5 protein-coding genes and 1 pseudogene are annotated in these 9432 nt (G+C 64.5%); 4 read left to right on the top strand and 2 right to left on the bottom strand.

From position 1 onward, the window contains the following. Window positions 1–168: 168 nt before the first annotated feature. Window positions 169–744 carry a hypothetical protein gene (locus SM447_RS28245; protein ID WP_474575918.1) on the top strand — a complete coding sequence of 192 codons (576 nt, stop codon included), beginning with the start codon at window positions 169–171 and terminating at the stop codon, window positions 742–744. 641 nt (window positions 745–1385) lie between these two features. Here SM447_RS28245 and SM447_RS28240 read toward each other — a convergent pair. After that, window positions 1386–1493 (bottom strand): annotated as a pseudogene (locus SM447_RS28240) (IS5 family transposase); the annotation flags it as partial. Window positions 1494–2240: 747 nt separating this feature from the next. Between SM447_RS28240 and SM447_RS28235 the strand changes: the two are divergent. The 3 genes from SM447_RS28235 (at window position 2241) to SM447_RS28225 (ending at window position 6790) form a co-directional block, all read left to right on the top strand. Then, window positions 2241–2843, top strand: a complete 603-nt coding sequence (locus tag SM447_RS28235) for a hypothetical protein (RefSeq protein WP_474575917.1) — start codon at window positions 2241–2243, stop codon at window positions 2841–2843. Window positions 2844–2854: 11 nt separating this feature from the next. Beyond that, entirely contained in the window at window positions 2855–5020 is a 2166-nt protein-coding gene (locus tag SM447_RS28230; RefSeq protein WP_474575916.1) for a GmrSD restriction endonuclease domain-containing protein, read from the top strand. 513 nt (window positions 5021–5533) lie between these two features. After that, window positions 5534–6790 (top strand): DUF6236 family protein, encoded by a 1257-nt coding sequence (locus tag SM447_RS28225; protein ID WP_474575915.1) that lies wholly within the window; start codon window positions 5534–5536, stop codon window positions 6788–6790. A gap of 569 nt (window positions 6791–7359) precedes the next feature. On the opposite strand, the gene SM447_RS28220 is transcribed toward SM447_RS28225, so the two are convergent. Then, window positions 7360–8637 carry an IS3 family transposase gene (locus SM447_RS28220; RefSeq protein WP_474575914.1) on the bottom strand — a complete coding sequence of 426 codons (1278 nt, stop codon included), beginning with the start codon at window positions 8635–8637 and terminating at the stop codon, window positions 7360–7362. Between the last annotated feature and the right edge of the window lie 795 nt (window positions 8638–9432).

Below are 9432 nucleotides of genomic sequence, written 5' to 3'. Positions count from 1 at the left end.
CTTGGTCGATCGCTGTCCTATCGGGAGCCTCAACCCGACCCACCAGCGGGGCACCCGAACCCACCCTCTACCAACGCAAACCCAGTTGGAAAACGCTCAATCATGGCTACGTACCTATCAGGGCCGTACCCGGAGACCGCAGCGATCGCCACCGTCAGCAGCGTCGAGTTGGCCGATCAGATCGCTGGGCTGCTCAACCGCATCTCCGCCTGCGCATCCGAGCCTGTGGTCCGAACAATGTCTCCGAGCACCGGCAGCACGCGCCGCGCCAACGACTCGTACCCGGACCTACACCTGCGGGCGCTCACCGACGCTGCCGCGCTCCAGCACCTGACCCGCGACTTTTTCCACAGCCTCTGGTACAGCTACATCACTGCGGTGCTGCAAGCCGACATCAGCATCCTCATACAGATAATCGAGGCCCTTCCAGCCCCGGCGGCCAATGGCATCGAAGCCGAGCTTGCCGAGGAAGCCCGCACCTTGCTCGACGTGCATGCAGGACGTCCCGCCGGCCGGGTCTTCTACGACACCGGAACCGAAGTACGTCCGCTCGGCCTGATCGGCACTGGACTGGCCGTGGACAGCGAAACCGTACGCGCCCTCGACGCACAGCAATCCAAACTTGGCCCGAAGAGGGCCACCGAGGTGTCCCGGCACTTGTGGCTGCTGGCCCGCATGGCCGCCTTCCTCGGTGCCAGCCTCGATCCCCGTAGGGCGCACCTTCGAGGTCGGTGGTGGCCCTGACTACCACTTCCACTCGGCCCGGGTGAAAGCGCCCGCCAGAGCCGGAGACCCGTGGGAGTTGAAGGTCTGCTCACCGGACCGTCTGGCAGTCGTCTGCGATTTGCCTGACCCTATCGACGACAGCGAGCTCGTTCACCTCTTGGGCAGAGCCTGCGAGGCCGAGGGCGGGCTAATGTCTGCATGGTCGCGAGCACCGATAGGGAGAAACCTGAGCATGACACCGTACGAAGTTGTGAGGTACCTTCCCGGCTGAGGCCGCAATGGCAATCATGGACCACAGCGCGCCCGTGGACGCGTTCACCGTTTCGGACACTGCAGCCGAAGGTTACGCAGTGAAGCGGGCAAAGGTCTCGTTGTTGCCGTCGTTGCCCGTCACGCTGCCTTGAGTCGCCGGGAGCCCGTCCCTTACGTCGTCAGTCAGGTCCGGTTGTGCCTGTGCCGTTCGGAACTCCGGTTCGTTTACGCGGCCTGGGAGTACTCAGTCACCAGACCGCCGAGGATTTTTGCGGCGGCGTATCCGTCGGGCGTCTAGGTCCACCACCGGCGGTGGAAGCGTGTCTCGATCGGGTGGGCGTTGCCCGCGGCCCTGATGCGGCCGGTGCTCGTTGCAGTGCGCCAAATGCTCGCCGAGCACAGCCAGCACGCTTGCGCAGGTAGGCGCGGTTGCGGCGGCTGGTGTGCGCCTTGACCGCGAGGACCAGGTCGGGGCAGGTGCGGGGCCAGCCTACCCCGAGACGGGTCACCTTGATGATGCTGGCGATGAGATCCACTGCGGCGCCTGATCGCACAGGGCATGCCGAGGACGTCTCGCCAACCCTTGTCTATCGTTCTCGGTCGACGACTTGTTGCGGCGCGCGAGATCGGAGATCAATTGATCATGGCGGGTCAATCCGCATGGACCGACGGATGGGCATTGCTGGAGCGGCTCCTCGCGCAGGCTACCGATCTGTCCGGTACGGGTTGGCCGGCTGGCCGGATATCGCAACGATCGCGCGCACTTGCGCCGCGGCGACTTGGCCAAGCAGCTGCGGGATGCGCACAGCAGCCTTCGGGTGCTCCTATCGCGGGCAGACTTCCTCAGTGACCTGCGCCTCGTCTACCTGCCAAGTGTCCGTTGGGATGCCTTCCGCAGGGTGGCAACCCTGCGACTACAAGAACTCATGGGCGATCATTCCATCATGCCGAGAGGGGTCTGTCAAGCGAACGGGAAGGCGGACCGGGTTTCACGAGCTTCGCCGCAGGTGCCAGGTGAAGAACAGTCGTACTGCAGTGGGCGCCGTGGTTCGACCAGAGCGGACGACAACTGTCCAGGTCCATAGCAAGAAAGCGGGATCTACGGAACATAGAGCGACTGTCGCGCATCAGACAGAGATGCATGACGACCTATGCACATAGCATGAGGCTACATACAGCTCGGGCCCGGGGGGCGGTACGTGTTGGGCGCAGGAACCCTCGCTAAGCAGTTTGCGGAAGACCCAGGATCAGTCTTTCTCGACGTGATCCGGACCGCGTCCGAGCCGATCAACGCGCAAGCGATCAAGGCCCAGGTGATTGAGGCAGGTGTCAAGAAGGCAGACGCCGATCACCGCTGGAGGCTTTTCCAACGCGGGGTCAAGTGGCATCCACAGATTACTGCCGTGAACAAGAAATACCGATGGTCGGCCGAACGGCTGTCTGCTCGGAGTTCACTCGACGTGCTGGCCGGTTATCTGCTCAAGAAGTTGCCGCCTTGGGTCGCCCAACATCTCGTGCAGAACGTGGCTTCTGCGCTCGACGCCAGCGGGACGACCGCCTCTGGGTGGGACCACGAGTTCGAGGAGGCCAGGCTGGTTGCCGATCTTGCCGTGGCAGTCGAGGTCCTGCAGTCTCGCGGTGACACGATCACAGAAGTCGTGAAGCTCCTCACGGATGAGACGCGGCGCAAGCGGCTGTGGCCGCTCGGCCGGCCCGGCGAGAGTCTCCCATTTGACCCGGACTCCCACGAGGCCGAGTCGGGTGCGCCCGACACCGGAGCCGTCGTTCGGGTCGTGCGCTCCGGCTATATTTGGCGCGGAAGGGGTGAGTCTATCGTGGCCGCCAAAGCGACCGTGGCCCTTTAGGCCGGGCCGTCATGGCCAGGAAGCGCAGCACCAAAAAGCTGGTCAGTGCCCGCGAGCAATCCATCGACACGTTGTTCAACACAGAGTCGTTCGCTCTCGACTACTACCAGCGCGAATACGTCTGGGACGAACCGCAGGTCGCGCGGCTGATGAACGACCTCTCCCGAAAGTTTCTCGATCAGTGGAGCGACGAGCACTCACTGGCCGATGTGAAATCGTACGATCCGTACTTCCTCGGCCCGTACATCATCTGCACCGCAGACGGGCGGACCTCGCTGGTCGACGGCCAGCAGCGCATCATCACGCTTCTACTACTGTTGATCTATCTGCATCGGCAGGCAGCGGCGACTCCGAAGGCAAGCAGCAGGGCCGGCAAACTTTTGACGTTGATCATGTCCGAACGGTTCGGCAGGCGAACGTTCCGTGTGGACGTCGACGAGTACGGCGCCTGCTTCAACGCTCTGCTGAACGACCGTGGATTCGACGTCGCCATCGCGCGGCCTCCTATCCGGCGCATCTGGCAGGCGTACCAGTACATCGACATCCACTACCCTGCACAGTTGCGCGGCGATGTCCTGGTCATGTTCATCGACTGGCTGCTCTACCGGGTCTCCCTGGTCGTGATGGACGCAGGCGACCGCGACCGGGCAGAGGAGATGTTCCAGTCAATCAACGACTGCGGCGTCCGGCTCTCGCCGATGGACCACCTCAAGCGTTTACTGCTCAGTGACGCCGAAGCGGATCCACGTGAGCTAGAAGGCGCATGGACCACGATGGTGTCGGCTCTGGAAGACGTAGAGAAGGGCGCCGCGTTCGCCTACCTTCGGACAGTCTTCCGGGCGAGGTTTCCTGAGGCCGCGCACAAACCGGGGCCGAGCCTGAACGACGCAACACACGAGTGGGTGCGGGCGCACGAGGCAGAGATCTGGCCCAACCGCAAGAACGGCGACCGGATCCGCCTTATCACCGAGGTGCTGTACCCCTTCCACACCACATACGCCACGCTGCTGCAAGCACGGTCCCAGATCAACCCGCATCTACGGGCCGTGCGGTACAACACATTCAACGGCATAGCCGAGCAGTTCGACCTCACCCTCGCTGCCCTGCGGTCCGGTGACTCGGAGATGGAGCGGGTGCAGAAGGCCGGCTTGGTGGCCAATTTTCTCGATCTCTTCTACGTGACGCAGAAGCTTGGCGACGAACCGGTCGAGCAGCGACACATCGATGGGCTCGTCTCCGCGGTCATGCCTGCCGTACGACTGTCCGAGTCGGTTCAGGAGCTCAGCCGCGCCCTCGGGGAGCACGCCGCAGACTGGCCAGTCCGGCTGCAGCTCATCCCGGACCTCCGCTACGACACCAAACGCAGATTCGTGCACTACGTGTTGACTCGCCTGACCGCATGGGTCGAAATGGGCGCGACCAATGGCGAGGCAGATCCAACCGACCGCTTCCTCCTGCGCCGAGACCGTGACCGCGACTTCGAGATCGAACACCTCTTCACCAGCACGGCGTCGAAGTACGCGCACAAGGTGCCCGACGCCCGCTACTACGGCTTCCTGCGGAATCGGATTGGGGCGCTCCTGCTTTTGGACGGCCTGGACAACGGTAGCTACGGCGGGACGCTCTTGGAGAAGAAACTCGCGTCGTACCGGAGGGACACGCTGCTGGCCGGGATGCTCAACCCGGACTTCTTCCAACGAGGCAACATCCGGCTCCGGAAGTTCCTCACCGGCGAAGGCCTGTACGGCATGATCGCTACCTATGACGCAAGCACCGCGCTGGAGCCGTTTATCGAGGCGCGCGGTCGCTTCTACTGCGAGATCGCCAAGAAGATATGGAGCCTGGACGCGCTCGGACTGGCCCCGCCGCCAGCGCCCGGCCCCCTCGCGACCGGGAAGCGCACTCGCTACGGAGTCCGGTTCCAGGACTTGGTTGAGGCAGGCTTGGTAAGTGTGGGAGACCGGCTCGTCGGCCGCAGACGTGGCGAACTGTACTATGCCCGAGTCCGCCCAGAAGGAAGCATCGAGACCGCTTCCGGAGTCGCAAGCGCGCCTACCAAAGCGATGGAAGACGCGGTCGGCGTAGCCAGCAACGGCTGGGCCTTTTGGGAGGTCGAACGGACCAAGGAGCGGCTAGACACGATCCGGCAGCGCTACCTCGAACAGGTAGCCCGTTAGAGCTTCCGATACCACGCGGCACCTGCTCGCCACTTAGCCTACCTCGATTCAGGCACCCTGGTCTTCCGCTTGATCTTGGCGGGTGACGTGTGCGTGCGCAGCGGCTCGGAACGGGGAATTCGAGAATAGTCCTTGGACTCACTCTGATCCCGTGCACTCTCTTGCCGCACCGAGCGCGTGGGCAGCCGGTGTGCCTCGTCGCGGACGGTAGCCGAGCCTCGCTGGCGCGGACGAACCGCCGCTGCCGGCTGCCACCCGACCCCAGCAACCCGCGCCCCACCTCCGCCGGGCCCGAGCAACGCCGCCCGTATCAGGGCGACAGCGAAGCCACCACGCCGCCGCGCGTCAAGGCGCAACGACATCGGTAGCACCACCGGCAGGTAGCCGCCCGGATCGTCGGCGAGCAACAACGCCAGCCCGGCCCGCGCCCGATAGAGTCAGGGTGCATCCTTTGAAGACACTTGCGAGCATCGTGGCAGGAAGTTGTTCGGGTGGGGTCTTCGTGGAGGTATCGTGGCGGCATCCGGAATGCGTCTGCCTCAGCTGGCTGTCTACTACCCGTACATCCACTTCCGCGATCCGCGGTGGTTAAAACTGGCGGCGCTGTACTGGCCACGCATGGTGCGGATCGTGCACCCGGACTACCCGACCCGCAACTCGCGGGTGGTCCGAGTACTTCAGGACCAACTTGGGTTCGTGGTGGATCACTCGCCGACCTCGGCAGCGCAGTCGGTGGTTGGGCCGATCGCCGACTTTCTCAACACTCTTCCCTCCGAGCGTCGTGAGGCGTGGCGTCTCCCGCCGGAGCTTGCCTACCGGGATCCGGAGGAGTTTTCTCCGCCGAGACCGCCTGCGATGTCCGTCCCTGACTCCGACTGCGTTCCCGATCTCGAGCACTACGGTCCGACGCAGTGGGCAGATCCGCAGCGCCTGGCCGAACGGATTCGGGCCGGAGCGCTGGCTGGCGTGCATTCCAGCGAAGTGGCAGTCGGCCTAGCGGAGGATTTGATCGATGCCGGGTTGGCGGTACCGGCTCGGGGTGAGTGGTTCGCCATGCATCCAGAGCTGGCCTGGATCTACAAGTGTCGGCTGACCGAGGAACTGGCCCGGCGCAACAACCTCGCCACCACCACCGATCAACTGACCGCCCATGCGGTCATGTCCGGCCCGCTCGCGTACGAGCCAGCCGATGGTCCGGCCTCAGAGTCGAGCGGCCGGCCGGACGTCTCCACGACGTTTGGCATGCTATCTATCAATGCGTTCGCGCCGCGCGACATCGGCCATGTGCCGGTGGAGAAGATCGTTGAAGTACGGCGTCGCTTCGGCGGACAGTTCGACCGGTGGCGCGAGTACGTCGACATGATAGGCGCGGACCTAGCCGACCAGTTGAGGGATGTGGAGTCACCAATCATTCTCGATGCGTACCTGTCCGAGGCGGTGTCCCGCTACGCTAAGGCACCCGTCGAAGAGCTACGTCGTGGTCTGACAGACGTCGGGATCGACGCTGCTGCTGTGGCGCTGAACAGTAAGTTCGAGCTTCCCGCCGGTTTGGCTGCCGCCGGCATGCTTGCCCAGCCGCAATTGGCGGTCGCAGGCGGCGTTGCACTCGGTGCCCTAAGCCTTCGCCGAGCCAATCGAGTCAAGGCCGAAGCAGCTCGATCCACCGCGCCAGCGGCCTACCTGCTCAGCGTCAAGGAAACACTGGCCCCTCAGACCTGGTTGTCCCGGATCATCGCAGCGGCACGGCGAGCCGCCGGCCTGTCAGATTGACCAAACCTAGGTTGAGGGTCGGCTCCCCTGCGGACCGCACGTCAAACCCTCCATGCCTTGATGCTCTGCTGCTGGGAGACAGCGGCAAGGTCTTCGCCCGGAGCAGCATCCAGACGCTGCGGCTAGGTAGGTGCCGGTCGACCCCTCGCCGGCCATAGCCACTCTCCGCCACGAAACTGGCAAGGCACACCCGCGCAGTGGGTATATCTCCACTGCGCTCGATCATGTACATCGAGTGCGACTCCAGGGCGACCGCGGCCACGAGTTCATGATTACGAATCGAGCTGAATTGTTGCTCACGGGCAGATGACCGCGTCCCGCAATGCTGGTGCCAGCGGATCATTCGAAGAGGTCGCGCGGATGACTCCCATTGCCCGCGGTGAGATCAGCTCGTCTGGGTAACGGTGCATGCTGGGGCGAAAGTCGAACACCGCGTCGACGCGGTCCCAGACCGCCTTTCGTCACCGGTCAGCTCGCGATACGCCCTCATCGCCATCGCCGCACCCTACTCAATCAGCTGCGGTGCCACACCGTGACATCGCTGCTGGTGGGGGACAAGACCTGGCCATTCACGATCTGTAGGAGCGGCCGTTCCAGCGGTAGACGGTACGGGTCACCGCGCCCTGGGCGCAGGAGGGCTCGCAGTTGTTCACCGTGTGCTCGATCTCGTAGGTGCCGTCCTCGTCGGTGTCGACGAGATCCGCGTTGTAAAACCGTCCGCTGTAGTCACCGGGCTTCGGAAGCGTCCCGAGGTCGTCGAAGCCGGCGGCGGCCGGCCGCAGAACGATGACGCCGTTGTAGCGTCCGGAATAGTAGTTGAGGAAGAAGTTTCCGCTGCGCCACTTCCGGCGGTTGAGTAGTTCGGTCTGCATGCGGCCCCAGAACGACTCGATCATGCCGTTGTCGTAGCAGTCGCCGATGGATCCCATTGAGGGTGCCAGGCCAGATTCCTGGACTCGGCGGGTGAAGGCCCATGAGGTGAACTGCACTCCGTGGTCGGAGTGGATCACGGTGCCGGACGGTTGGCGGTTGCTGATGGCCATGCTCAGGGCGTTGGTCACCAGCGTGGCTGTCTGCGTGGCATCGATGGACCAGCCGACGACTTTGCGGGAGAAGGTGTCCAGCACGACCGCGCAGTACACCTTGCCCTCGCGGGTCGGGTGCTCGGTGATGTCGGTGACCCACAACTGGTTCGGCGACGATCTGGCGAAGTCGCGGTTGACCAGATCACTGGCAGTCGGCGTCTGGTGCCTCGGCCGGGGACGGCGACTGCCGGGCAGGCCGTGGATGCCGGCACGGCGCATCAGCATCTCCACCGCGTGATAGCCCACGACGAGTCCGCGGCCTATCCGCAGTTCGGCGTGCACCCGGCGGGAACCGTACGTGCCGCGGGATGCCGCATGCACCGCGCGGATCTGTTCGGTCAACCACGCGTGACGCAGCGCCCGCTGCGATGGTGCTCGGTTGCGCCAGGCGTAGTACCCCGACGCCGAGACCACGAGCCCGCGGCAGCAGATCTCAACGGGGAGTCCCTCAGCGGCCATCCGGTGGATGACCGCGTACCGGTCTTTTGGGGGCACCACCTCCTTGAGCAGTTCAGCCGCGTGGCGATGCACCGCCAACTCAGTCTCCAACTCGGCGATACGCCGTCGAGCCGCGACCAGCTCAACCTGGTCGGCAGAGGTGACACCCGGCATCTGGCCGGTGTCGATCAGCTCCTGGCGGCGCCAGTTGTAGATCGTCTGATCGCTGATCTCCAAGTCGCGGACCAACTCCGCGACAGACCGGCCGGCCTTGAGCAGATCGAGGACCTTGCGACGAAACTCGGGTGGATATCTCCTCGGCACGTCTCTCCTCAACGAGCGACGAGCCTGACGAGTCAACCAACCCGACTCCACCGAACCCGGGGAACATCATCATCTCCACAGAACCCGGGGCGGTTCATCGATGAGGACTTCTGGACCATCGCCAACACCGTCACGACCACACCATCGCCGGACGCGACGCCCTCCCCCACCAACCTTGTCGGGTCGGATCCCGACAACCGTGGCACGCAACCACACACCAACCCGACAACGCCACCGCCCCACACGATCGCCGACCGGCTCCGCCAAGCCACCGCCGTCCATCAGCAGGGACTGATCAGCGACAGCGAATACGACGAGCAACGCGCTCGCATCCTCAACGACCTGCGAACGCCGACACGCGACCTACCCCGTGCGGCGCTTCCGTTCGGCGATACGGTGACCGCCGCCGGGCCACACCTCACACCTGACGACCCCAGCCGACGGGTTGCATCGCGTTACGCGTACGTACCGCCTGCCGGCTCCACCCTGCCGTACGTCACCGAGCCGGCGAGGGTGTGGGAGAGCGCCCCAGGCGGGGTAGAGTTGCTGGTGGCAGCCACGCCTGCCTGACTCCGAGCCGGCTCCGACGCCCCGTGCCGTCACCGCCGAGCGACCGAGGACAAGCCGTCCCTGACACAGCGTGGACGGCACTTTCGTGATCACCACCGTCCTCACGGAGTGCACGGGCTCCCGGGAGAGACCCAGAACTGCGCCGGCGGGAGCGTAACGGAGTGCCAGCGTCGCCCGCAGCCGACTATTCGACGGCAGGCGACACAACCGGCAACGCGCCAATCA

The sequence above is a fragment of the Micromonospora aridisoli genome (genome assembly GCF_056150025.1).
Note: the sequence above shows the minus strand (reverse complement) of the source record. Positions and strands in the feature narration are given on the sequence as shown.